At 66.6% G+C, this 22,071-nt stretch carries 25 protein-coding genes and 2 pseudogenes; 16 read left to right on the forward strand and 11 right to left on the reverse strand.

The genetic code is table 11. The features are described from left to right. Positions 1-26 precede the first annotated feature (26 nt). A complete protein-coding gene (locus ACFWXQ_RS24825) occupies positions 27-278 on the forward strand; it encodes a hypothetical protein (protein WP_383950400.1) in 252 nt (83 codons plus the stop codon). A gap of 93 nt (positions 279-371) precedes the next feature. On the opposite strand, the gene ACFWXQ_RS24830 is transcribed toward ACFWXQ_RS24825, so the two are convergent. Beyond that, the gene (locus ACFWXQ_RS24830) at positions 372-1,352 is read right to left on the reverse strand and encodes an NAD(P)-dependent alcohol dehydrogenase (RefSeq protein ID WP_383950403.1); all 981 of its coding nucleotides are present in this window, start codon (positions 1,350-1,352) and stop codon (positions 372-374) included. 329 nt (positions 1,353-1,681) lie between these two features. On the opposite strand from ACFWXQ_RS24830, the gene ACFWXQ_RS24835 reads away from it, so the two are divergent. Further along, the gene (locus ACFWXQ_RS24835) at positions 1,682-1,903 is read left to right on the forward strand and encodes a hypothetical protein (protein WP_383950407.1); all 222 of its coding nucleotides are present in this window, start codon (positions 1,682-1,684) and stop codon (positions 1,901-1,903) included. Positions 1,904-1,928: 25 nt separating this feature from the next. On the opposite strand, the pseudogene ACFWXQ_RS24840 reads toward ACFWXQ_RS24835, so the two are convergent. The 3 genes and pseudogenes from ACFWXQ_RS24840 to ACFWXQ_RS24850 all read right to left on the reverse strand — a co-directional run. After that, positions 1,929-2,788, reverse strand: a pseudogene (locus tag ACFWXQ_RS24840) (IS5 family transposase). Positions 2,789-2,905: 117 nt separating this feature from the next. Then, positions 2,906-3,073, reverse strand: coding sequence for a hypothetical protein (locus ACFWXQ_RS24845; RefSeq protein ID WP_383950426.1), 168 nt, complete (start codon positions 3,071-3,073; stop codon positions 2,906-2,908). Between the two features lie 4 nt (positions 3,074-3,077). Further along, positions 3,078-3,197 (reverse strand): annotated as a pseudogene (locus tag ACFWXQ_RS24850) (IS5/IS1182 family transposase); the annotation flags it as partial. A gap of 164 nt (positions 3,198-3,361) precedes the next feature. On the opposite strand from ACFWXQ_RS24850, the gene ACFWXQ_RS24855 reads away from it, so the two are divergent. The 3 genes from ACFWXQ_RS24855 (at position 3,362) to ACFWXQ_RS24865 (ending at position 5,278) form a co-directional block, all read left to right on the forward strand. Beyond that, positions 3,362-4,195: an alpha/beta fold hydrolase gene (locus ACFWXQ_RS24855; RefSeq protein ID WP_383950410.1), complete on the forward strand. Its 834-nt coding sequence runs from the start codon at positions 3,362-3,364 to the stop codon at positions 4,193-4,195. Between the two features lie 22 nt (positions 4,196-4,217). After that, positions 4,218-4,781, forward strand: a complete 564-nt coding sequence (locus tag ACFWXQ_RS24860) for a TetR/AcrR family transcriptional regulator (RefSeq protein ID WP_383950423.1) — start codon at positions 4,218-4,220, stop codon at positions 4,779-4,781. A 62-nt stretch (positions 4,782-4,843) separates the two neighbouring features. Beyond that, on the forward strand, positions 4,844-5,278 hold the full coding sequence (locus ACFWXQ_RS24865; protein ID WP_383950413.1) for an SRPBCC family protein: 435 nt from the start codon (positions 4,844-4,846) through the stop codon (positions 5,276-5,278). A gap of 700 nt (positions 5,279-5,978) precedes the next feature. Here the strand turns inward: ACFWXQ_RS24865 and ACFWXQ_RS24870 are convergent. Further along, positions 5,979-6,353 carry a hypothetical protein gene (locus ACFWXQ_RS24870; RefSeq protein ID WP_383950416.1) on the reverse strand — a complete coding sequence of 125 codons (375 nt, stop codon included), beginning with the start codon at positions 6,351-6,353 and terminating at the stop codon, positions 5,979-5,981. Positions 6,354-6,852: 499 nt separating this feature from the next. Between ACFWXQ_RS24870 and ACFWXQ_RS24875 the strand changes: the two genes are divergently transcribed. Beyond that, positions 6,853-7,089 (forward strand): hypothetical protein, encoded by a 237-nt coding sequence (locus ACFWXQ_RS24875; protein WP_383956633.1) that lies wholly within the window; start codon positions 6,853-6,855, stop codon positions 7,087-7,089. Between the two features lie 85 nt (positions 7,090-7,174). Here ACFWXQ_RS24875 and ACFWXQ_RS24880 read toward each other — a convergent pair whose 3' ends face one another. Then, a complete protein-coding gene (locus tag ACFWXQ_RS24880) occupies positions 7,175-7,417 on the reverse strand; it encodes a hypothetical protein (RefSeq protein ID WP_383956630.1) in 243 nt (80 codons plus the stop codon). Positions 7,418-7,703: 286 nt separating this feature from the next. Here ACFWXQ_RS24880 and ACFWXQ_RS24885 point away from each other — a divergent pair, with 286 nt between their 5' ends. From ACFWXQ_RS24885 to ACFWXQ_RS24910, 6 genes are all read left to right on the forward strand, one after another. Continuing rightward, complete coding sequence (locus ACFWXQ_RS24885) at positions 7,704-8,942, forward strand: IS701 family transposase (RefSeq protein WP_383956639.1); 1,239 nt, start codon at positions 7,704-7,706, stop codon at positions 8,940-8,942. 298 nt (positions 8,943-9,240) lie between these two features. Further along, positions 9,241-10,266, forward strand: coding sequence for a hypothetical protein (locus ACFWXQ_RS24890; protein WP_383956627.1), 1,026 nt, complete (start codon positions 9,241-9,243; stop codon positions 10,264-10,266). Positions 10,267-10,305: 39 nt separating this feature from the next. Beyond that, a protein-coding gene (locus ACFWXQ_RS24895; RefSeq protein WP_383956625.1) for an IS5 family transposase occupies positions 10,306-11,096 on the forward strand; the annotation gives its coding sequence in 2 pieces (ribosomal slippage) (positions 10,306-10,648 and positions 10,648-11,096; 792 coding nt in all). Between the two features lie 247 nt (positions 11,097-11,343). Beyond that, positions 11,344-11,766 carry a transposase domain-containing protein gene (locus tag ACFWXQ_RS24900; RefSeq protein ID WP_386269199.1) on the forward strand — a complete coding sequence of 141 codons (423 nt, stop codon included), beginning with the start codon at positions 11,344-11,346 and terminating at the stop codon, positions 11,764-11,766. Next, positions 11,679-12,377 (forward strand): IS4 family transposase, encoded by a 699-nt coding sequence (locus tag ACFWXQ_RS24905; RefSeq protein WP_386269173.1) that lies wholly within the window; start codon positions 11,679-11,681, stop codon positions 12,375-12,377. The genes ACFWXQ_RS24900 and ACFWXQ_RS24905 overlap by 88 nt, the downstream gene beginning before the upstream one ends. A 327-nt stretch (positions 12,378-12,704) precedes the next feature. Next, a complete protein-coding gene (locus ACFWXQ_RS24910) occupies positions 12,705-13,460 on the forward strand; it encodes a hypothetical protein (RefSeq protein ID WP_383953868.1) in 756 nt (251 codons plus the stop codon). A 74-nt stretch (positions 13,461-13,534) separates the two neighbouring features. On the opposite strand, the gene ACFWXQ_RS24915 is transcribed toward ACFWXQ_RS24910, so the two are convergent. From ACFWXQ_RS24915 to ACFWXQ_RS24925, 3 genes are all read right to left on the reverse strand, one after another. Further along, on the reverse strand, positions 13,535-14,374 hold the full coding sequence (locus ACFWXQ_RS24915; RefSeq protein WP_383953870.1) for a transposase: 840 nt from the start codon (positions 14,372-14,374) through the stop codon (positions 13,535-13,537). A 248-nt stretch (positions 14,375-14,622) separates the two neighbouring features. Continuing rightward, positions 14,623-15,717, reverse strand: coding sequence for a reverse transcriptase domain-containing protein (locus ACFWXQ_RS24920; protein WP_383953872.1), 1,095 nt, complete (start codon positions 15,715-15,717; stop codon positions 14,623-14,625). Continuing rightward, positions 15,630-16,193 carry a hypothetical protein gene (locus tag ACFWXQ_RS24925; protein ID WP_383953874.1) on the reverse strand — a complete coding sequence of 188 codons (564 nt, stop codon included), beginning with the start codon at positions 16,191-16,193 and terminating at the stop codon, positions 15,630-15,632. The genes ACFWXQ_RS24920 and ACFWXQ_RS24925 overlap by 88 nt, the downstream gene beginning before the upstream one ends. 884 nt (positions 16,194-17,077) lie before the next feature. Here ACFWXQ_RS24925 and ACFWXQ_RS24930 point away from each other — a divergent pair. Beyond that, the gene (locus ACFWXQ_RS24930) at positions 17,078-17,290 is read left to right on the forward strand and encodes a hypothetical protein (RefSeq protein WP_383953876.1); all 213 of its coding nucleotides are present in this window, start codon (positions 17,078-17,080) and stop codon (positions 17,288-17,290) included. 1,148 nt (positions 17,291-18,438) lie between these two features. Here the strand turns inward: ACFWXQ_RS24930 and ACFWXQ_RS24935 are convergent. Together ACFWXQ_RS24935 and ACFWXQ_RS24940 are read right to left on the reverse strand one after the other, a co-directional pair. After that, positions 18,439-18,924 carry a hypothetical protein gene (locus ACFWXQ_RS24935; RefSeq protein WP_383953878.1) on the reverse strand — a complete coding sequence of 162 codons (486 nt, stop codon included), beginning with the start codon at positions 18,922-18,924 and terminating at the stop codon, positions 18,439-18,441. A gap of 11 nt (positions 18,925-18,935) precedes the next feature. Further along, positions 18,936-20,444 carry a helix-turn-helix domain-containing protein gene (locus tag ACFWXQ_RS24940; RefSeq protein WP_383953880.1) on the reverse strand — a complete coding sequence of 503 codons (1,509 nt, stop codon included), beginning with the start codon at positions 20,442-20,444 and terminating at the stop codon, positions 18,936-18,938. 143 nt (positions 20,445-20,587) lie between these two features. Here ACFWXQ_RS24940 and ACFWXQ_RS24945 point away from each other — a divergent pair, with 143 nt between their 5' ends. The 3 genes from ACFWXQ_RS24945 to ACFWXQ_RS24955 all read left to right on the forward strand — a co-directional run bounded on the left by ACFWXQ_RS24945 (position 20,588) and on the right by ACFWXQ_RS24955 (position 21,953). After that, the gene (locus ACFWXQ_RS24945) at positions 20,588-20,791 is read left to right on the forward strand and encodes a hypothetical protein (RefSeq protein WP_383953882.1); all 204 of its coding nucleotides are present in this window, start codon (positions 20,588-20,590) and stop codon (positions 20,789-20,791) included. After that, positions 20,788-21,273: a DUF6415 family natural product biosynthesis protein gene (locus ACFWXQ_RS24950; protein ID WP_383953884.1), complete on the forward strand. Its 486-nt coding sequence runs from the start codon at positions 20,788-20,790 to the stop codon at positions 21,271-21,273. Before ACFWXQ_RS24945 ends, ACFWXQ_RS24950 begins: the two co-directional genes overlap by 4 nt. A 230-nt stretch (positions 21,274-21,503) precedes the next feature. Beyond that, a complete protein-coding gene (locus ACFWXQ_RS24955; RefSeq protein WP_383953886.1) occupies positions 21,504-21,953 on the forward strand; it encodes a glycine-rich domain-containing protein in 450 nt (149 codons plus the stop codon). Positions 21,954-22,071: the final 118 nt, after the last annotated feature.

Here is a 22,071-nt window from a genome sequence, read left to right on the forward strand (position 1 = left end):
CAGGGGAAACGGGGAGGCCTACAGCGATGCCGCGCAGAGAGCGACCGCTGGACGCGTGTGACGGTCTTTTCCTGGAGCACGCCGCGGGCTCCGACAACGGCGCCGGAACGCCCGCTATCCGCCGTACCAGCAGCGAGACGGAAGGCTGGCTCGACGAGGTCGAAGGTTTCCGGGTCAGCTTTGCCAGTGCCGAGGAGAAGCTCCGCCAGCTCGATCGGGGCCGCGGGCGGCATAGGGCTGTGCATCTTGGCATCCCCACCGCGCGTGGTGATCGGTGAACCCACGAAGGAGTGCTGCCGCTTGGCCCTGGTCCACACCCACGGCCGCGGCGCGGTGGAGCGCGCTGCGGCTCAGGCGGTGCGGCGTCTGAGCTAGTGGGCGGCTGTGTGGGGTGCGACGGTGACGACGACGTTTCCGATCTTGCGTCCGGTCTCGACGTATTCGTAGGCGTCGACGATCCGTTCCAGCGGATAGCGGCGGTCGATGACTGGCCTGAACGCTCCCGATTCCATCAGGTCCCGGATCTCACGCATGATCTGCTGGTTCTGCCGGGGGTAGGCGAAGCGGACCCTGCGGCCCCGGAACAGCGGTGTGATGATGGGCAGCAGGACGTTCTGCCACCCGGGGCCGAGTTCCGACGACAGATAGACGCCGCCGGGTTTCAGCAGCCGCCGGCAGCGGCCGAACGTGCTCTTGCCCACGGCGTCCAACACCGCGTCGTAGCTCTGCTCGTCCCTGGTGAAGTCCTGGGCGGTGTGGTCGACGACCCGGTCCGCGCCCAAACCCTTCACCAGCTCCAGATGCGCCGTGCCGCACACGGCGGTCACGGTGGCGCCCCGTTCTTTGAGCAGTTGCACGGCCGCCGAGCCGATGGCCCCGGTCGCGCCGTACACGAGGACGTCCTGCCCGGCCCGCACACGGGCGGTGCTCAGGAACGCCATCGCGTAGTGCGCGCCCTCGGTGCCCGGAGCGGCTTCCTCGAAGGTCATGGCGGCGGGCATGGTGGCCAGGGGGCCGTCCTGGGCGACCGACAGGTATTCGGCGTGGGTTCCGAACTTGCCCTCGTTGTACCCGAATACCCGGTCGCCGACGGAGAAGGACGTGACGCCGCTGCCGACGGCCTCCACCACTCCGGCGTACTCCGTCCCGAGCACGGCACGCCGTGGGCGGGCGAGGCCGGTGAGCGCGCGCATGAAGAAGGGCCTTGCCGCCCGGTAGGCGCAGTCCGTTCGGTTGACCGTGGTCGCATGCACCCGCACCAGAATGTCCCGCTGGCCGGCCGAGGGGTTGTCCACCTCGGCGATCCGGACCACAGCGGGTGGCCCGTACCGGCTGTGCACCGCTGCCTTCATGCGCGCACCGTAGCGGCAATGCGCGCTGTTGCGCACCGGCTTGTTCCGGACGTGCCGGTCGGATCGTGGGCCGTGTACAGCCCTGTCGGCGGGTGACCGGTCTCAACCGGCGTAGGAACCAAACGGCAGAGCCAACTGGCCGGCGAGCTAGGTCCTCTCTTTCGGATCTTGGCGGTTCACCGGATGGCACTCCCAGCTCCTGGGACTGGGAGTGTCCCGAAGCTGTGCGCGTGTCGATTCCTGAGGGCGAAGTCCTGGGCCGGTCCGCCGGGCGGGCGAGGGCCTAATCCGGTGGCCACCTTCTCCGCATTGTCCCTAGGGTCGCTGGGATGACACACGGCACTGTCGACCCGGCGACGATCACACCGGAGATGGCTGCTCAGATCCGCACGTGGCGATGCGATGAGGGCTACTCCTGGCGCGCTGTGGCCCAGGCCGCGTCCGACCTCTGGGGCTCCGAATGGGGCAGCAACCAGCTCTTCGGCGAAGACCTCTGCGTGGCCGCAGCGAAGCTGCTGGGTGAAAACCCCTACCGGGAACCTTGGAACTGACTCTCGTCAGATGGCTCCTCTCGGATCAGCGAGCGGCCCAGATGAAGATGCCGGCGATATGTAGTCCGGCTCGGAAGACGGTGGCCGTCTTCTCATAGCGGGTGGCCAGGCCGCGCCAGTTCTTCAGGCGGTTGATGCAGCGTTCGACGGTGTTGCGCCGTTTGAAGGCCTCGCGGTCGAACGTAAGTGGACGGCCTCCTCGGCGGCCTTTGCGCCTGCGGTTGGCGACTTGATCGGCCGGCTGGGGAATCACCGCCCGGATTCCTCGCCTGCGTAGGTGTTCACGGATGGCCCGGGACGAGTAGGCCCGGTCGGCCAGGACCACCAGGGGGCGCGTGCGTGGCCGGCCGACCGCTCCGGGCACGCGCAGCGCGGCCATGACGTGCTCGAACGCAGGCGCATCATTCGCCTGACCGGGCGTGAGGACAGAGCACATCCGTCGGCAACGGCTGTCCGCGGCAAGGTGGATCTTCGTCGTCAGCCCACCACGGGAGCGTCCGATCGCGTGGTGGCCGGGCCCGGTGGCCGGGGCCCCATTTTGCGGACCCCGGCCGCGTGCTGATGGGCGCACACGATTGTGGAATCGACCGCGACGACCCAGTCCAGGTCTCCCTCGGCATCGGCCTGGGCGAGCAGGGCAGTGAAGACCCGTTCCCACGTGCCGTCGATCGCCCCGTTCCCCAGCCGCGTGTAGACGCCCTTCCACGAGCCGTACTCGACGGGGAGGTGCACCCACTGCGACCCGGTCTGGAACTTCCACACGATCGCGTCGATCACCTGCCGGTGATCCCTCCACCGCCCGCCCCGCCTCGGCGTCCGGTCCGGCAACAACGGCTCTTTTCGCGCCCACTGCACGTCAGTTAATGGCACGGCCGGACCAACGATCTGATGATCGGAAAGAAACGGCCTAGCCCCGCAAGCCCTGCCGCCGCCGTTCGGTGTGAGGCCGCTCATGTCCTCCGGCCCGGCTGGGCGCCGGCCGCCCGGGCCCGGACCGCCGCATCAGTGGTCGGCGTTCACGTGGACGAGGAGCACCCCGACGCGGGGGATGTCGAGTCGTACCCGAAGACGCTGCACGGCCCTGCGATCGGCGGACCGCTTCCCGTAGCCGTTCGTGCAGTTCGGATACCAGTCCTGTGTCCCGCCGACGGGCGAAGAAGGCGTAGTCACGTGGCCAGGGCGGGAAGTCTGCTGGCATCGCCCGCCACTTGATGCCGCTGTCGACGAGGTGGCGCACCGCGTCGATCATCTGCTGGTGGCCGCCCCGGGTACGTGCGCAGGCAGTGCGGCACATCGCAGGGCGCCCGGCAGCCCGCGCTTTTGGCGCAGCGCGTGGCCTCCAGGCGCGGCACGGGCCCTGTCCGCAGTTCCATCATCGGGATTGACTTCCTGGCTAATGCTGATAGCTTTTAGCTAACGTAGATAGCCATCAGGTTATCTCGCTGCGTGGAGGTAGTCGTGACCGAGTTCCTGAACGTCAACGGTGGGACCATCGCTTACGAGATGAGCGGCGTCGCCGGCCCCCTGGTGGTGGTCGTCCACGGCATGGGCGACAGCCGGGAGGCGTACCGGTTCTTCACCCCGGCCCTGGTGGAAGCCGGATACCGAGTTGCCGCGGTGGACCTGCGTGGTCACGGTGAGTCCAGCGTCGGGTGGGCGTCCTGCACTCGCACCGACCTCGCGGGTGATGTGATCGCCCTGGTGAAGCACCTTGGCGGACCGGCGGTGCTCGTCGGCCACTCCATCGCCGGCGGTGCGGTCACGATCGCTGCGGCCAAGGCCCCGGAGCTCGTCACGGCGCTGGTCGAGTTGGCGCCCTTCACCCGCAAGCAGCAGGTCCGGCTCGGTGACCTGCGGGTGGCCGGCTACCGCCGCGGCACGACCCATCTCATGGGCACCGTCATCCTCGGCAGCACCCGGCAGTGGGCCAAGTACCTGGACGTGGCCTATCCCGGCTCCAAGCCCGCGGACTGGGACGCGCGGATGGGGCAGATCGCCGCGATGCTGGAGGAGCCCGGCCGGATGAAGGTCCTGCAGGCGATGGGCAGGATCTCTCCTGCCGACGCCGGTGAGCAGTTGGGCAACGTCACCTGCCCGGTGCTCATCGTGCAGGGCACCCTCGACCCCGACTGGGCCTCGCCGCGGGCCGAGGGCGAGGCGATCGTCGCCGGCCTGCCGGCCGGTCTGGGGCGGCTGGAGATGGTCGAGGGGGCCGGTCACTACCCGCACGTCCAGTTCCCCCAGCAGACCCTCACCGCGGTTCTGGCCTTCCTGGCGGGCGTCGATGCCTAGGGCAGGCCTGGACGCGGCCACGATCGTCGCCGCGGCCGCCGAGCTCGCCGATGAGATCGGCTTCACCGAGCTGACCATGGGCCGGCTGGCCGAGAGGGTCGGGGTGCGCGCCCCCTCGCTCTACAAACACATCGCCAGCCAGGACGACCTCCACCGGCGCATCGCGGCGCTCGCCTTCGACGAGGCCGCCGACGCGATCGGCGCGGCCATCCAGGGTCGCGCCGGGCGCGACGCTCTGGCCGCCGCGGCCGGTGCACTCCGCGACTTCGTGCTCACCCACCCCGGCCGCTACGCGGCCACTCTCGGCCTCACACCGGCCGGTCCCGACGACCCGGTCATGCTCGCCTCCAGACGGGGGATCGGACCCTTCGAAGCGGTACTGCGGGGATACGACATCGACCCACAGGAGATGACCCACGCGCTGCGGGCGGTGCGCAGCGTCTTCCACGGCTTCGCCAGCCTGCAGGCATCCGGCGGATTCCAGTGGTCCGCCGACGTCAGTGAGAGCTTCGAATATCTCATCGACCTCGTCGACCGTGGCCTTCGCGCTGCCGCGGTCGCAGACCCCGCCGATCATCACCGGTAGACCACTCGCTGACAGCACTGCCAACCCCTCCTTCCCGCAGCCCGTCAGAAATGGACACCGTCATGGACGCAGTGCTCACCGCCGTCATCGACATCGACGCCGCCCCGGAATCCGTGTGGAACGTCCTCACCGACTTTGCCACCTACGGCGAGTGGAGCAACTTCTCCGCAGCTGAGGGAACCCCTCAAGTGGGAAGCAGACTCACCATGCGTATGCCGGGCATGACCTTCAGGCCTACGGTCACCGTCGCGATACCCGGCCAGGAGTTGCGGTGGGCAGGCACGTTCGGCACAAAGCGGCTGTTCCACGGCCAGCACTCCTTCGTCCTTTCCCTCAACCACGACGGCACCACCCGCCTGACCAACCGCGAGGAGTTCTCCGGCGCCCTGGTCACCCTGACCCGGCGGTTTCTGAGGACGCCAAAGCACGATGGGTACGCCGCGTTCAACAACGGCCTCAAGCAGCGGGTGGAAGGACTCACCGACAACACACGCTGACCACGCCCTCACCTGCCAGGACGACGCGATCTCGCACCTGCGGTCACCGTCCTCGTCGGTGAGTGAAACGCACACTCAGCTTGCTGTTCGAGGACCCGGACACCGATGCGCACCCCGTCCGAACAGGCGGTCTCGGCGGGCGGCCCAGCCCTTGAGCGCGGTGTTGGCGCACGCCGCGTACGGGCAAGGCCCGGCGCGCGGTGACGCTGTCGGTGGTGTCCATGCCCTCACCGTTGTGTCGAACCACTCGGCATGATCGGCGCCGTGCGGTCCCGCTTCCTGCCCGGCACGTCCCGTTCCAGCCTGTAGACCGGCCAGCTCGGCGCCCTCCCGCTGGGCGTCGCGCTCCCGCGCCCATGCATCTGAAACAGCTTCAGAGGACCAGGAGCAGCTCAGGCAGTCGTTGGCGCTCGCGCCAACTGGGGTTTGTCGGCGTACATCTGAACGTGGCCCTGGCAAGGTTTCGTGAAGCTGGGGTGTGCCACCGTGCGCCGGTGACGTTCCGTCACAGGTAACGGCGTCGGAGCACGGCCACGAGGGTGACGCGGTGGCGGAGCAGCGGGGAACCTGTGCGTCCAGCCATGATCCGTTTCTGGAGCCTGAGATCGGTGATGCGGCCTTCGTCGACGCCGGAGTTGAACTCCAGGTATGGATCGAGGCTGGTGGGTTTGCGGGGTCGGGTGCGCCGTAGGCAATCCTGTCAGGTGGCGGCCCGGGCGTGCTTGCCTACTGTGTGCCAGTTCAGGCCCGACTCGCGGGCTGCGGCGCTGAGCGAGAGCCCGGTGTCGGTCACCGCGTGTCCCGCTTCGGACAGTTGCTTGGCGTGGCGGTGGTCTGGGGTGCCGGCATGGTCGGACGTACCTGCTGGGGTTGCTGGTGGCGGTGCAGGTTCGGGCGGGGGTACTGCGGCGAATGGCCGGTCGCGGTGGGTGGCGGCGATGTCCCCGATCCGCTTCGACAGCCCGTGCCACAGGTGGAAGCGGTCGTTGACCTGCACTGCGTCCGGGGCGCCGTCGGTGATGCCCTGACGGTGGACCAGCGAGCCCTGGCAGACCACCTCGACACCAGGACGCATCCGCAGCCATCCGCTTCGCCTCTGGTGTCCCGGGCGAGGGACAGGCACTGCACGCCCCCTGGAGTGCCGCGTACAGAAGGGGGCGCGAGGAGGATGGTGCCTTCTCAGCCGGAGCTCGGGGAGCATTTTTCGATCTCAGCCGAAATAGTTGTGGTGAGCCCGACGGGATAGCGAGGGTGGGGGTGAGGGCGGCCTGATCTGGCCGCCCGGCTTCAGACCAGGGGGAAGACCCTCATGCGCGCTGTTGCTCGACTGTCCGCCGGCCTGCCGGCCGCCGTAGTACTCACCATAGGCTTCGTATCCGGCGCCTGTGCAGCCGAGCCCGGCCGCACCGCACCCGCCAAGCCGCTGCCCTGGGAAGCCTCCCAGTTCCCCACCGGTGCCGGGGAGTTCACCACTCTCTGCTCCGGTGGCTGCCCTCAGTAGCGCCGGCGCTGGCTGCTGTTGCGGCCAGGTCGACGGCGGCGTTCTTTCTATGGCGATGCTTCAAGGAGGATTCATGAAGTCGCGTTCGTTCAAGGTGTCCGTTGGTGTTACGACTGCTGCTCTGGCCCTGGCCATGGCGGCCACCTCCACAGCGCAGGCTGCACCTGCCCGTGCGCTCAGTACCGCTGGCCCGTTCGACACCTATCACGACTGTCGCGTCGTGATGAACGAGTACAACCGGTACTACGAGATCGACAGTGACTGCTTCCAGTACCCCGTCTTTGGTGTCTACTGGTTCTACTACCACTAGTGCTCCAGCTGTAGATCGTGACGCTATTCGTGAATGGGACCGCTGGGCGGCGGCCTGCATACGCTGAGGCGGCTTGCCTTGCAGATCATTTGATGGGGCGGGTGATGCTGACGTCGACGGCGCCAGCGTCCGGCCCCGGCGAGTCCACTGCGACACGCACGTTGTACTCACCGCGGTCCCCCACGCGATACACGAAGCGGGTCAGTTGCTCGACATCGCCGACCGCGATGCGGCCGTCGGGCAGCAAGAGGGAGCCGTCGAAGACTGCGGTGAAATCCGGGTCGGGCCCTTCAGCCTCCGGCGCTTGGGGCTGTGTGAAGAGCCGCACTCTGATGAGTCTTCTCTGAGCTCGAACACGAACAGCCACGTGGGTGTCGCAGCTGGCCGCGGGTGCAGAGTCCAGAGCGAGGGAGACCGGAACCCAGTCGGTCGCTCCCAGGTGCAGCACGGGGTGATTCACGTAGATGTCGACTCCGGCAGCCTGCACGGTGCTCCTCATGCTCGCAACAGGTGCGGCCACCGTTGATCATCGGCGTGTGAAGACAAACGATCATGCGGTGGCCGCAGGCCACAGAGTAGACCCTGCTCGCTGGCAGGAGGCGTTCGAGGCCCTCATGGGTCGCATAGCCGGCCGGTTCGCCCGTGTCGAGCCCTGGCGCCGTACTGGGCGGCTGGTGCTCGGGCTGCGGTCGGACCTGCCACGCAAGAACTGCTGGAGCATCGCCGAGTGGGCCGGGGAGACCAGCCCGCACGGCATGCAGCAGCTGCTGTCGCGGGCCGTTTGGGACGCCGACGCCGTCCGCGACGACGTATGCGAATACGTCGTCGAACACCTCCACGACGAAGCAGCGGTGCTGGTCGTCGACGAGACCGGCGACGTGAAGAAGGGCACCCGCACTTTCGCCGTCCAGCGCCAGTACACCGGAACCGCCGGCAGGATCGAAAACGCCCAGGACGCCGTCTACCTCGTCTATGCGGGCGAGAGGGGACACGCGGCGGTGGACCGGGAGTTGTACATCCCGCGCTCCTGGACGTGCGACCCGGACTGCTGCCGGGCAGCAGGGCTCGGTGACGACACCGTCTTCGCAACCAATCCGGCACTGGCCCGCACGATGATCGAACGGTTCCTCAATGCCGGACACCGCGTCGACTGGGTCACGGGTGATGAGGTCTACGGCGGCAACCCGACACTGCGGTCCGCGCTGGAAGAGTACGGGGTCGGGTACGTGCTCGCCGTCGCCTGCTCCCATGAAGTCGCTACCGGCGCAGGGAAGTTCCGCGCGGACGCCCTGGCTGCGATGGTGCCGAAGCGGGCATGGCAGAAGCTGTCGGCAGGGGTCGGCGCCAAGGGGCACCGCTTCTACGACTGGGCGGTCATCGACCTGGCCGAAACCCGCCAGGGAGGCCACCAGATGCTGATCCGCCGCCACCGCGCCGCCGGTGAACTTGCCTACTACCGCTGCTTCTCATACCAGCAGGTCCCGTTGGCAGAGCTGGTGCGGGTCGCCCGATCCAGGTGGAGAGTGGAAGAGACCTTCCAGACAGAGAAGGGGCTGGCGGGACTCGATGAGCACCAGGTCCGCCGTTATCCCTCCTGGAGCCGCTGGGTCACCCTTGCCATGCTCGCCCATGCCTTCCTCGTCGTCGTCCGTACCGACGAACACGTCCGTCATCCCGGGCCCACTGACCTGGTTCCACTGTCCTGCAACGAGATCCAGCGCCTGTTCATCACGCTCATCGTCCGGCCGGTCCACGACGCGGCCCACCGGCTCGGCTGGTCCGACTGGCGACGCCGGCATCAAGCCCGCTCCCGCACCAGCCACTACCGGCGACAAGCCGCATCCCAGACATGAAGATCACGATCTACAGCTGGAGTACCAAGCGAGGCCCGACGAGATGCTGGAATCGACGATCTCTGCCGCCAACTCGCCGCAGCCAAGAAGGAGATCACCGAACTCAACCGGAGCCTGATCGCTGCCACCGTCATCACCGCACTTCACCAAGACAAGCAAGATGTTGTGAACCGAGCACCACTTGAACGGCACCCTCACTCTGCTTCCTTGTGGCAGCAGCCACAGGCGACGCCGGCGAATCTGGGCTTGCCTAGCAGTCGAAGCAGGGCTGACCATCACCGTTGAAGGAAGAGGTGAGATGACGGACAACAACACGTACATGTCGCAGCTCATGAAGATGGCCGAGGACGGAGCTCCTGTCCCCGCCCTCGTTTTGGCAACCGCGGAAGCTCGACGTCGGCGGAATCTGAAGCGGCTCGCGGGCGACATCCGCTTCGCAGGGATCAACGAGCTGCTCACCCGACTCTCGGAGGTTGGGAGGGCGTTCGCTGAAACGCCGGAACTCTCGAAGATCACATTCATGATTCAGAGGGCCCACGCGGACTTCATGACGGCGCTGGAAGCGACCCTCTCGGGATACTTCGCGGTCGCATCCGATGCCATGCGCGACGTCCTGGAGATCGAATACCTCTTGATGGACTTCGCCATCCATCCTGGACATGCTGCCGACTGGCTGACCACAGACGACAAGGGGCGTATGAAGAAGTTCGCTCCGGTTCATGTCCGCAAGCGACTTCAGGAAGCCGGAGTCGTGAACTTCGGAGACCAGGCTGTGTCGATGGACTACAAGGGCCACAGCATGGCCCTTCACGTCAGCCCGGTCCAACTGGTGAATTCCGCGAATGGCATTGTCCCCGAGCACTCATGGCTCAACGAGGCTGGCTTCTGGGAGATTTTTGACCATGGCAGAGCTCTGCTGAGAGCACTGAGCCTGCTCGTTGACCGGACGGCGCCAGGCGCACCAGCTGAAGCCGTCCTCAATAAGGACTTCATCGCGTTCAACGAGGCCAGCAGGAAGGCTGATGGACTCAAGCGCGTTTGGATGAGCGTTGCGGAGACTGCGGCCAAGGGCGGAGACCCCGGCACAGTCGGGAGCAGGGTGCTGCGGGCCATGGTTGGCAGCGACATCATCGACGGCCAAGCACTCAGTGCTGTCGGCGATGACGAAGCCGTGACTGATGCTCTTTTCAGGGAGATGCGCGAGCTTGCCGAGAGCGATGAGCCCATCGCGAGGGCAGCCGCCAGGCTATTTCTCGCGATTGCCAACGACAGCGTGGACAACGACGCGTCCCCCGAGCCAGCCGAACATCCGAGCGACCAGTAAGACCGTGTCCTACGTGGTGAGGCGGTCAATGGCCTCAACATGGGGCGAGGGACCTGGAGTTGGATCGTTCCGGACGGGCTGTGGGAGATCGCGAAGCCGTTGATCCCTCCGTCCAGGGTGCGGTCGCAGGGCGGCGGAACGCCGGACACACCTGATGAGACGCTGTTCGCGGCGATCGTCTACGTCCTGGTGAGCAGGTGCGCCTGGCGCGCCTTGCCGCCGTGCTTCGGGATATCGAAGTCGACGGCTCACCGACGATTCCTGATCTGGTCCAGAGCCGGTGTCTGGGGCCGACTGCACGAGGCCGTACTGCACCGACTGGACGACGCCGGCCTCGTCGATGTCACCCGCGTCGTCCTGGACACCGCGCACGTCCGCGCTAAAAAGGGGGCGAACACACAGGTCCGAGCCCCGTGGACCGGGGCAAGCCGGGTTCCAAGATGCACATCCTGTCGGACGCGAACGGCCTGCCCCTCGTCGTCGGTGTCTCTGCCGGCAACGTCCACGACAGCGAAGGGCTGAAGCCCATGGTCGAGGGCCACCAAACGCAACACGACCCCTACCGCGGCCGGTACTTCAAGCCGCAGCGGCTGCACGCGGACAAGGCGTACGACGTTCCCCACCTGCGGAAATGGCTGTGGGGCAAGCACATCGGCGTGCGCATCGCCCGCAAAGGTATCGAGTCCAGCGAACGTTTAGGGCGTCGGAGGTGGGTGATCGAGCGGACCATGTCCTGGCTGTCGGGTTACCGCAGACTCAGCCCTCGCTACGAGCGTCACCCCCGCAACTACCTGGCCTTTCTCGGACTCGCCGCAGCCCTGTGCTGCTGAAAGCGACTCGTTCGCCTCACCACGTAGGACACGGTCTAAGGGCAATGCCGTTGCTTTTGCCTTGGGCGTAGGCTGGTTGGGAGTGGGTCCCGGGGGTGGTGCGGGTGGCTGTGAGTGTGTCTGACTTATCGGGTCTGGGGCTGTTGACTTGGGTGTATCCGCCGGGGTTGGTGGATCGGGTGGTGGCGGCCTGCGGCCGGCCGGGCAGCGTAAGCGGCTGCTTCCTGTGCGGCTGGTGGTGTACTTCGTGTTGGGGCTGGCGCTGTTCTCGCCTGCTCCGTATCTGGAAGTGATGCGGCACCTGGTCGCGGGTCTTCGAGGTCTGGGGCTGCTGGGTGACTGGCATGTTCCGGCGAAGTCGTCGCTGTTTCGGGCCCGGCAGCGGCTGGGATCCGAGCCGCTGCGGGTGCTGTTCGCCACGACCGCGAAGCCGATGGCCACCGAGACGACTCCCGGGGCCTTCTGGCGTGGGTTGCGGGTGCTCGCGGTGGATGGGACCTGCTGGGATGTCGCGGACACCGAAGCCGACCGGCCGCCTTCGGCCGTCCCGGCAACGGCCGCGGGACCGGCAGGAGCGCTTTTGTGCAGGTGCGGATGGCCGCCCTGGTGGAGGTGGGCAGCCATGCGGTGCTGGACGCGGAACTCGCCGGCTGCCGGACCGGGGAAGTGACCCTGGTGGGCCGCCTGCCCCGCTCCTGCGGGCCAGGGCAGCTCTTCCTGGCCGACCGCGAGTTCCTCGGCGTCCCGCTGTGGCGGGCATTCACCGCCACCGGGGCCGATCTGCTGTGGAGGGTGCCGGCCAACCGCGTTCTGCCGGTCCACAAGGAACTGCGTGACGGATCGTGGCTCTCTTCCATCCATGCCAACACCGACCCCGCCAAGCGTGATCCAGACGACGTCCGTGTCCTGGCCTACCAGCTCAAAGACACGGTCAGGACGGCCGCTGCCGGCGAGTATCGCCTGGTCACCAGGCTCCTGGACGCCCGACGCCATCCGGCCCGGCAACTGGCCGCGCTCTACCGCGAACGCTGGGAGATCGAATCCGTCTTCGCCGAGATCAAAACCCACCAGCGCGGCACGAAGGTGGTCCTCAGCAGCAAGACACCCGACGGTGTCCTGCAACAGATCTGGGCCCATCTCCTGGTCCACCATGCGCTGCGGGAGCTGATGCTGACAACCGCTGCCACCCGCCAAATCGATCCCGACCGCGTCTCATTCACCGAGACCCTGCGCTCCGCTCGCCGCAGTGTGACCGTCACGTCCGGCAGCTTTCCCCCCTGACCTCCTGGTCCAGGCACTGCGAATACTCCAGGAAGACCTGCTGGAAAGGTTCCTGCCCGCCAGACGCCTGCGCAGCCAGCCCCATGTCGTCAAACGCAGGATGTCCAACTACTGGCTCAAACGGGCTGAACACCGTCACTGGCCCCAGCCCACCCGCACCGGCACCGGCACCCAAGCCATCCTCGTCAAACGACCCCAACCCACAGACCCATAACGCAACGGCATTGGGTCTAAGGGCTTGCCGGGAATCAAACCGATGTGTTGATTCCCGGCAAGCCCTAAGACCACTTCAGAAGCACTCCGCATCGTTGGTTGTACGCCCCCCTCATGGCCTTGACTCTCTTCACCTGTGGGGGGATTATTAGGTATGGAAATAATGTAACTTTGGCTAATGGGATGGGTGAAAACCTTAAAGAAAGGGGTGTCGTAGTGCGTCGGCGAAGGTATCGTTATTTATACTGGGATGAGCGCGCCATCGATGCAATCCTCAACGACACGGGCAGAAAGGGAGGAGAAATTTCGGTGACCTCTCCCAGCCTCCCTTTCCTTCCGCAGTTGGGTTACACCTACGGAGCGCGCGGGGATGATAGTCGCGCCAACTTAGTTAAAATCCTCGAGCGTCGGATTGGCAGCCGAATAGAGAAGTGGCCCATAAGTACTTATGCGCCGTTCGTTCAGGGGCAAAGTCGGTACAATGTGATCCGCCTGCTACCTGACACGGATAGCGAAGTCCGACGTTACGAGATAAAAGGAAGCTGGTGTACGGACGACGCATTGGGTATATTTAGAATCCTGTATAGAAATGTCGAAGGAGTTGCCAAGTTTCGAATTCGCGTGGGAAGGACATCACTTATCGCCACTGGCGCCTGCTTCACCGATCAAATTCGCGCACTGGGACATGAGTATTTACCAGAAGACATACAGGCGATGCATGCCATTCCGGACTACGTTCCCGATCCCGTAAGCGGCTTCTATTGTGACCCTTTAGAGCTTGGATGGGAATGGTTAATGGAGGTAACTGAATGGGATCACGAATCGCTCCGTACGGTCGGTAAAATTCTTTGGCTGCGAAAGCATCTTTGATGCTTTTATGACTGTCTTGGCGCACCTACGCGCTCGCAGCGCGAGGACGTTTCAGCGGGCGGCGCACGTATCCGTCAAGTGCCATGACCGCAGCGGCTATCCCGTCGATACGGGCGGACGACTTCTGTAGGGGGCCAGTGAACACACGAGGCGTGTTCGCCCTCACCTCCGTCGGAGGCATGAATCACCGCCCGTGCCCCAGGCAGCGCGTCCTGGGGCACGAAGCGTGCTTTACATGCCTTCAGAAGCCTCAAGCATGTGACCAGTCCAAACAGTGTGATCAGGGCGCGGAGCTCGACGTCCGCGTCTGCTTTCTCTTTGCTCAAGTACCGGTAGCGCCTGGCCAGACGTTTGAGGGCTACTTTGACGGCTGTGGCCGGGGCCGCCAGATCGGTGCCCGGACGGCTGGCGGCCAGCCGTCGGACCAACTCGGTGGTGGTCAGCGAGCGCAGCGCTTCCCGAACCGCGGCGGGCGCGGTGATAATCAGTGATTTGATCTGGTTAACGGTCTGGGCGCGGGCTTTGACGGCGCTGGCGCGTACCACGCGCAGTCCGCGGATTGCCTCGACCGCGCCGTTGCGGTGCTTCGGGGTGCCGGTGGCGCGGCTGGCGAGTATCGCAGTTGCGGCGGCGTAGGCATCAATGGGGTCGGACTTCCGGGCCGCACGGCGAGCGCGACGGTCAGGTCGGTCCACCTCGATGACAACGATCTGGTTGGCACGGAGGTAGCGGGAAAGCTCGTCACCGAAGGAGCCTGTGCCCTCCATCCCTACGGCCTGTACTTGGCCGTGGGAATGGAGCCACTCCAGGAGGCTCCGGTAGCCCGCGAGTGTTGTGGGGAACGCCTCGGTGGCCAGGTGCCGGCCCGATGGTGTCGATGACGGCGGACTGGTGGAGGTCGGTGTGGGTGTCAATCCCGCCGATCACCTCGATGGGCTGTGACATGGTGGCCGGGTTCCTTCCGTGCGCGGCGAATGGGCTCGAGCGCACCGGCCGGCAGACGGCTTCGGTGCGAACCCGTCCTTCAAATTCGGGCGCTGGGGCACTTCGAGTCCTGGTTCTTCCACGACACGGGCGAGGAAGTCGACGGCTGGGCCGACGGCCTCGGGCTTCACGAATTCTGGACGATCGGCAGCACCTTCCATCCCACGGAAATCAGGGTCTACCGGGAACAGGTGTGAGCACAGCCGCGAATCGACCTGCCCGGTGACGCTCTGCGACGACTCCGCTGAGTAGGCCCGGAGCGCGGTGCCGGGATCGCTCCCGGTCCGTTTCTCCGGACCTCTCGCCGAACCCGCCGTGCGTCTCTCAACGCAACGGGCTCTCCACGGTTTCTGCCGTCAGACGGGTTCGCAGGCTGCCATGGGTTGGGGATCGTGCTGGCCCGGTATCGGTAGCGGCTGACCGTGACCGATGCAATCCGGAACAGCTCGATCCCGTCCGCCGTGATGGGTCGCCACCGCCCGGTGGCGGTGGTGAATCGGCGGCGGACGTCGCCCCAACTCCATCGGTGACGTTCCCGCAGCATGCGGATGAGACGCCACCACACGAAGGCGTCGAGCCTGTCGAAGACATGCTTGGCGACCGCGTGCTTGAAGTAGTTGGCCCAACCACGCATGATCTGAGTGAGTCTCTTCAGCACGGTGGCAAGATCCTGCTGCGATGTCCTGCCTGTCAGAGCACGGACCTTCGCCTTCAGCGACCGGATGGGCTGTTCGGCGATGAAGGTGTAGACGTGCCATTTGGTCGTGCCACCTCTGCGTTTCCACTGGATGCGGAAGCCCAGGAAGTCGAACCCGTCGCTCATGTGCGCGATCCGGGTCTTGGCCTGTGACAGACACAGGCCAAGAGGTTCGAGCACGCCAGCGACTTCTTCGCGCAGTGCCGCGGTGTCGGCCTCGGTGCCATGCACCAGGACGACGAAGTCATCCGCGTAACGGACGACCCGCCACGTGGGTTGACCTTTGCGGCGCCGATAGGCGCATTTGCCTTCGGTGGCCATTGCCCCGCCTGGTTCCCAGGGCCCGTGCAGATGCTCGTCGAGCGCCGACAGGGCGATGTTCGCCAACAGCGGGGACAGGATGCCACCTTGCGGGGTGCCGGTCAGTGATTTCTTGTTCTCGCCGAGTTCCGTGAGGACTCCGGCTTTGAGGAAGGCTCTGACCAGCGTCAGGACGCGCTTGTCCTTGACCCGGTGTCGCACTCGGTCCATGAGGGCCGTGTGGTCGATCGAGTCGAAGCACGCCTCGATGTCCACATCCAGCGCCCAGCGGTATCCCCGGGTGCCGAATAGTGGATCTCGGCGATCGCGTCCTGGGCCCGCCGTCGGGGCCGGAACCCGTAGGAGACCGGCTTGAAGTCGGCCTCGAAGATCGGTTCCAACACCAGCTTCAGCGCCGCCTGAACGACCCGGTCCGCGATCGTCGGATTCCCGAGCTTGCGGGCCTTCCCCGAGCCTCCCGGCTTGGGAATGCTGCGTTCCCGCACGGGCAGAGGACGGAACGAGCCGTCCTTGAGCGTGGCCCGCAGGTCGTTCAGGAACCCGGGAACACCGATCGACTCCTCGACATCGGTGGCTGTCAGGCCGTCGACGCCGGGAGTCCGGGCTCCCCGGTTGCCCGCGCCCCGGTCGAACGCCGCCAGCAGCGTCGCCGGGTCGTGCACGAAGTTGAACAGGTCATCGAACCGGCGGCCGGGATCGGCCACCGTCCAACGGTGAAGCTTGGTCTGCATCTCCAGTACCCGGGCCCGAGGGCCCAGAGCTCCGCCATTCGGCGGGGCGTCTTCCGGCATTGCAGCGTCCTTCCCTTTTCGATACCGCTGCCGCCCTTCCCCATGCGGCCGGCTCTCCCGGCCTCGGAGTACTACGGCGGCTCCGCCCCGTCCCGGACCGATCGGCGGTCGATGCGCCCAGCCCGAGCAGCCTGCTGGCAGCAGACGACAGGGCGAGGTTCGGGACAGTTCCCGTGTTCACTGTGGTTCGCTCGACGAAGGAGGCGCCCGACTGTGTCCCTGCGGCATCGCCACGAGTACGCCGCAGGCTTTCCTCGTGGCCTCCCGGCCAGCTTTCGTAGACCAACCCAGGAGATGTCAGACCACCCGAAAGGATGACCCGCATACGCACCGCTACCGGCCCTGATCGGCCAGGTCCGAGCCGGAGGCACTTTAAGAGACGTAGAACGCCTGTTCCTCGCGTACTCCTCTCCATCACGCTTGCCGGACCCGCCCCATCTGGCAGTACTGGATACGTCCCGGCTTTGTCAGGGCCGCTCTCACCCTCCCCCGCATCACCCGGATCAGGCTGCCCTAAGCTTCAACCCGACTGCTGCGACAGCGGGTTGGTGCAGGTTTTCCACCTCCACTCGAACCAACAGCGCCTCACGGCGCAAACAAGATCTGTACCAGAGCCCGCCGAACGATGTCAGAGCCAGACCTGCAGAAACATGGGGTGCCTGGGATAGCGTCCCGGGCCGGGTGAGGACGTACGAAGACGAGGAACCTGTGCCGGCACACAACGACGGCGATGGCATCCACGAAGTGGCGGGTTCGCGGCGCTGCAGCGGGCGCTCAAGGACCACACGGACCGGAGCCATGGCTCGCCGGCCCGCCGTCTGGGCATGAACACCTCGACCCGGCACCGCTACCGCGCGGACGACGCGGTGCCGCTCGACCTCGCCCCCGTGGAACGCTTCGCGGCCCTGTACGGGGCGATCTCGGAGCAACGCCTGGAACTCCACCGCCGCTGGCTCCTGGCGGTGGCAGCCCGCGCAGGCCTTGTACGGCGGGAGCGGCGGAGAGCGCGTCCAATGCCACGGCGGCGGAAGCCGTGAACGACGCTGCGGACGGACCGGACACAGCGGTGGAGGGCGCACCGATCCTACGAATGACTGGCGTGGGCCCGCGCTGGAACCGTGGGACAAGCTGAGGCCTACGTCAACGATCAGGGTGCCGAGACGTCCCTGGCAGCCGTCACCGCCGCTCCAACCGCAGCACGAGTGACCAGGACCCGGCCTAGTGGTTCCCGCACACCTCCGACGACGCGGTCCGCTGCCAGTACGTCTCCGAGTGGGTGGGCACAGACGTGCGCTGGGGCCTGGCCGCCGTTGACACCGAACGCGCAGCCCTGCGGGACATTGCTCTCGGCTGTCCGCTCGAGGCCGTGACGTACGAACCCGTCGGTCATCCAGATCGCAGATCCTCCGCCCGGCAAGTGAAGGCGTCCGCCATGGTGAGGAGGACGGAGGGCGTAGGCCGACACGGGGAAGGGCCGGGCCACTTCTCCCATTTGGCGAGGAGGGAGGCATCAGCGGCTACGGCTTCGCCGCGGTGCCGGCTGCTGACCTGGGTGATGCGGTTCCGTCGCTTCCTGGAGTGTCCAGCTGCGGGCGTGCCTCCATGCCTCCCGGGGCGCATCCCGTAGCGGGTGCGAATCTCGACGGCCATGTCCATGATCGTGCACCCGACGGCGGTCATGTCGTAGCGGAGGGCGTCCTGGTCAGCCACGTGACCCCTGGTGCAAACCTGATGTGACTTACAACTGCTGGCCACCAGGAAAATAGCGCCTGCAGCCTGCGGCCCCGGATCCGGAAGCTCGAGCGGGCCCAGGTCATCGGGCGGTAGACGCTGCGTCGGCCTTCCTTCGCGCACATCACGGCGACGGTCTGTTCCATCTGCTGGAGCTGGTAGTGGACGGAGGATCGGGTGGCGAAGGCCATCGCTGCGCCGATATCGCTGACGGTCGGGCACTCATCCTTGTCGGCGGTCCACTCCCGGTGAAGCGTTCGATCTTTTTCTGGCGGTCGGTGAGGTGGTCACTTCGTTGGCGAGGCACGATTCAAACGAGAACTCTTGTTCGAATGCCTGTGTCTGTGTGCGCTCTCATGCGATCGGGCGGTCGAGACCCCAGAGGAGTCTTCGACCGCCCGGCTTCCGACATCAGGGGACGAGGGAGAGAACGGCAGCGGAATGGAGCCCTCGTTCAAGGGCGCCGGGCTGCGCCTTCAGGCCAGACGACATCGACCGGCAGACCCATCTCGCGGGCTTCCAGGACGGTGTCCACCGTGCCACCGCCTTTACCGGACGGGGCACTGCCGCTCCACACCGCGACGAGTCGGTCGGCCCGCTGGAGGAGCGTGCTGTTGGCCTCTTCATACGCGGACCGGTTCGCGGTCTCGTGGGGGAGTACAACGACCTCGTCGGCCGCAGAGAGGAGACGGTCGAAGGTCTCCTCGTGGTCCGGCTTCACCTTCGTCTGCCGGTAGTCCTGTGAGGGCAGTACGACAACCAGGCGGCCGCCGACCTCCAGCACGACCTCAGCGAAGATGGAGTCCGAGCCCTTGGAGATGCACGAGACACCGACCACCTCGTCGGCCTGGTCCGCGAGCAACTTCCGCAGGGCGGCCCGGACCAGGGGCACGCTCTCGTCGGTCAGGTCCATGTGCCCGGTCACGGCGAAGATCGTCAACACTTACTCCTTCAGTTGGCCAACAGGTCGCGGATCATAGTGCGTGCCTCGCTCACCGAGCGGGACGCCCCCCGGCCCACCGTGTACGGGTACAGCTGGCCAAGCTGCGTACGGACCCGGCTGGACTGGGTGCGGGCCGCAGCCTCGACAGCTACTTGAGTCTGGTCCACGGCGGACTTCATGTCGCCGGTCAGGAAGTGGCACTCGGCAAGGCCGATCAGGTCGAGAGCGTGGCTGCGGCCGGCTTCCGGACCGCGTGTCACGAGGGCCTGGCGGATTGACTCCGCGGCTGCCTCGGCATGGCGGTGCGGGTCCTTGCGGGCGAGGTCCAGCAGACGGCCGCCGGTGACGCCTGCCAGTTCCGCGCTGTTGAAGTACGCGATCCAGTACGGTTCCTGCCCCGGCTCGGCGTCGGCGAGTGTGTCGGCGGCTTCGTCGGTGGCGCGCTTGAATGCGGCCGAGCGGCCGAGCGCCGCGTACGCCCACGCCTCGCGGGTGTGCAGCATGGCCAGCACGCGAGGGTCTGCGCTGCGGCCTGCACCCTTCTGGGCGAGGTGTACAAGTTCGAGAGCGTCCTGGGGCCGGTCGCGGTAGAGCATCTGACGGGCCATGCCCGCCAGGACGTTGGCGCCGAAGACCGTGTCGCCTCCGGCGTGAGCCGCGCGCAGAGAGAGCTGGTAGTACTGCTGCGCTCGCCGCTGCTGGCCGGAGTCCCAGGCCATCGTGGCGGCGGTGCCTCCGAGTTGGGCCATGACCCGGTACAGGCGCTGCTCGATCATGGGCGACTGGTGGTCCTCAAGGTGTGCGGCGACTTCGTTGAGCTGGCCGACGACTGCCTTGCGGCGCAGGCCTCCGCCGAACTTGTGATCCCAGGCGCGGAACGCACGGGCTGTGGCCTCAAGTTCTTCGACGTCGCGTTTGCCGAGGTGTCCACGTCGGCCTGGTTGGGAGGAGGGGGCGGCGGGCTGGAGCCACGCTTCGAGCGGGTCGAGGAGGGCAGCGCCAGCGATCGAGGCGCCAGCTATGGCACGCGTTGCTGCTCGGCGGTCCATTACGAGATCGCTCCGGGTCAGTTCAGAGGCCAGGCGCACGGTCGCGTCGGGACGCCAGGGGGCGTCGTCCTCAAGTAACTCTGCGGCTGGCGGCTTCGGTGGTTCGGTGCTGTCGGTCTGTTGTCTCTCCCAGGGGCGGTCGGCGAGCCCAACCATGCTGCCAGGGATGCGCAGTCCGTCGGCGATGCGGCAGATGACGTCGAAGCTCGTCACCTGCTGCTGCCCGCTGATGATCATGGAGACCTTGCCGGGAGTGAGCTGGCACGCGGACGCGATCCGGTTCTGGGAGAGGCCGCCCCACTTCTTGATCAGAGTGAAGGCTGCGGCGAAGTCGTGCTCTGCCAGGGCTCGTTTCAGGTCGTCCCTGTCGAGGACGTTGGGCGCGAGCGGGCCGGGGGTGGCGGCGTCCATGAGGGCCAACTTCCGGAGTGATCGTAGGCGTTGGGGTGGCCTGTTCCGAACCAGCAATCAGTGTATTACCGCCTCGGTAACACCAGCTGGTCATCCCGGAGCTGCTCGCAGAAGACAAGGCTCGATGCCTACAAGGAACAGACCCCGGCAACCGCGCGAACGGCCCCGGGGCATGGCCAACGCTGCTGAGGAGCGCCGACATGGCGAAAGGTACAACCCCGAGGCGGGAACGTGAATCCGGGGCCAAGATGACGATCAGGGTCTACTCGGTAAACCGCGGAGGCGCGATCACTGAGGACCGCGGCACGCTCAGCGTCATGGCCGGTCAGGAGCCGGAGCCGACGATGGGCATCTTCCCGCCGTGCAACTGCCCGCGCCACCGGGGACAGAGGCTCGCGCTGTGAGCGCGACGCAGCGTGAAGTCGATGCCCAGCTCGATGTCGCGGCGATGCGGCGGGACGCCGCGGTGCTGCTCGACGAGGGCGCTCCGCTGATCCGGTACGAGGATCTGCAGGCGGCCGAGCACCGATACCGCCAGAACCTGGCGTGGCTCATCAGGGAAGTCGACGCAGCCATGCGCCAGCGGCCGGAAGACGACATTCAGGCGAAGGTCGCGATGGCCGGTATGAGCGAGGCCCGGCGACGCCTGGAGGAGATCGAGGCGGTCGGCCTGGCTGGCGAAGTGCGGCGCGTCCGGCGTCTGGCCCGCTCGGTCGTCTCCCTGTGTGACCACCACGGCACCCTCACGGGTCTGCGGATGTGCCCCGTCTGCGACAAGCCCATCACGGCCGATCAGGAGTCGGCGCCGTTCGACTTGTTCCGCACGTCCAGCTCGGGTCCGTCGAGTGACACGCATACGCGCTGCCTGCCTCCGCTCCCGGACTGACGCACGGCACCGTGCCCCGGTGTTGAGGGGCCCCATGGCGGCGCATCCGGGTCAGGGCCGCACACAGACCCCGCCTCACCGCAGGTCCCGGAAGGACTGAAGTGAGGCGGGACCGCCCGCCCCGTCGGTGGTCCCGGAAGGACTCCGGCGGGGCGGGTCAGGTCTGCTCAACCCTCGGCGGACGTCCTGCTCAGCCCGCCGAGGATCTCAGCTAAACGATCGGAGGACCCGTGAAGACAAGCACGTTGCGGACCGAAGCGGTGCCGGCGCTCTCCCTCATCAGCGAGGAGGAGTTCGCGGCCGTTGTCGCCACTGTGCTCCGCGATCACGATGACCTGGAACGGAGCACCGCCGAGCGCATCGTTGAGGAGGCGCTGAAGTTCGTGGCCAGCTGCGCAGCGATCCCGGGCGAGCGCTTGCGGCCGTCCCGCGCTGTCGACAAGGGCTGGCATGCCCTCATCCTGCACACGCACACGTACGAGCGCCTGTGTTCCCGCCTCGGCCGGTTCGTGCACCACATGCCGGACCCGCCCGCTTCCGCGGGCGCGTCGGCGCAGGCACTGGAGCGGACACCCGAGCTGATGTCCACGGCCGGGTACGAGCCGGACCGCGCGCTGTGGCTCCAGCCCTCGGGGGCCGCCGAGTGCTGCGACTACTGCCCCTTCCCGAAGGACAAGTAGCGGCACAGGGCGTACGCCCCCTCTCAATGCCTGCCCCGCTGGTGGTTCCGGAAGGACTCCGGCGGGGCGGGTCTGTAAACCCGCTGCGCCGGGCCCGCCCCAAGCAGGCCGAACTCCC

This window comes from Streptomyces sp. NPDC058697, assembly GCF_042715345.1.
GTDB classification, from domain to species: Bacteria; Actinomycetota; Actinomycetes; order Streptomycetales; family Streptomycetaceae; genus Streptomyces; species Streptomyces liliifuscus.

Coding starts and splice junctions, on each gene's coding strand:
- ACFWXQ_RS24945 (WP_383953882.1), top strand. CDS start 20,588: ATGGCGAAAGGTACAACCCCGAGGCGGGAACGTGAATCCGGGGCCAAG.
- ACFWXQ_RS24890 (WP_383956627.1), top strand. CDS start 9,241: ATGACGGACAACAACACGTACATGTCGCAGCTCATGAAGATGGCCGAG.
- ACFWXQ_RS24870 (WP_383950416.1), bottom strand. CDS start 6,353: ATGCGTCCTGGTGTCGAGGTGGTCTGCCAGGGCTCGCTGGTCCACCGT.
- ACFWXQ_RS24885 (WP_383956639.1), top strand. CDS start 7,704: ATGGGTCGCATAGCCGGCCGGTTCGCCCGTGTCGAGCCCTGGCGCCGT.
- ACFWXQ_RS24930 (WP_383953876.1), top strand. CDS start 17,078: ATGAACACCTCGACCCGGCACCGCTACCGCGCGGACGACGCGGTGCCG.
- ACFWXQ_RS24925 (WP_383953874.1), bottom strand. CDS start 16,193: ATGCAGACCAAGCTTCACCGTTGGACGGTGGCCGATCCCGGCCGCCGG.
- ACFWXQ_RS24835 (WP_383950407.1), top strand. CDS start 1,682: ATGACACACGGCACTGTCGACCCGGCGACGATCACACCGGAGATGGCT.
- ACFWXQ_RS24865 (WP_383950413.1), top strand. CDS start 4,844: ATGGACGCAGTGCTCACCGCCGTCATCGACATCGACGCCGCCCCGGAA.
- ACFWXQ_RS24910 (WP_383953868.1), top strand. CDS start 12,705: ATGGCCTTGACTCTCTTCACCTGTGGGGGGATTATTAGGTATGGAAAT.
- ACFWXQ_RS24875 (WP_383956633.1), top strand. CDS start 6,853: ATGAAGTCGCGTTCGTTCAAGGTGTCCGTTGGTGTTACGACTGCTGCT.
- ACFWXQ_RS24825 (WP_383950400.1), top strand. CDS start 27: ATGCCGCGCAGAGAGCGACCGCTGGACGCGTGTGACGGTCTTTTCCTG.
- ACFWXQ_RS24830 (WP_383950403.1), bottom strand. CDS start 1,352: ATGAAGGCAGCGGTGCACAGCCGGTACGGGCCACCCGCTGTGGTCCGG.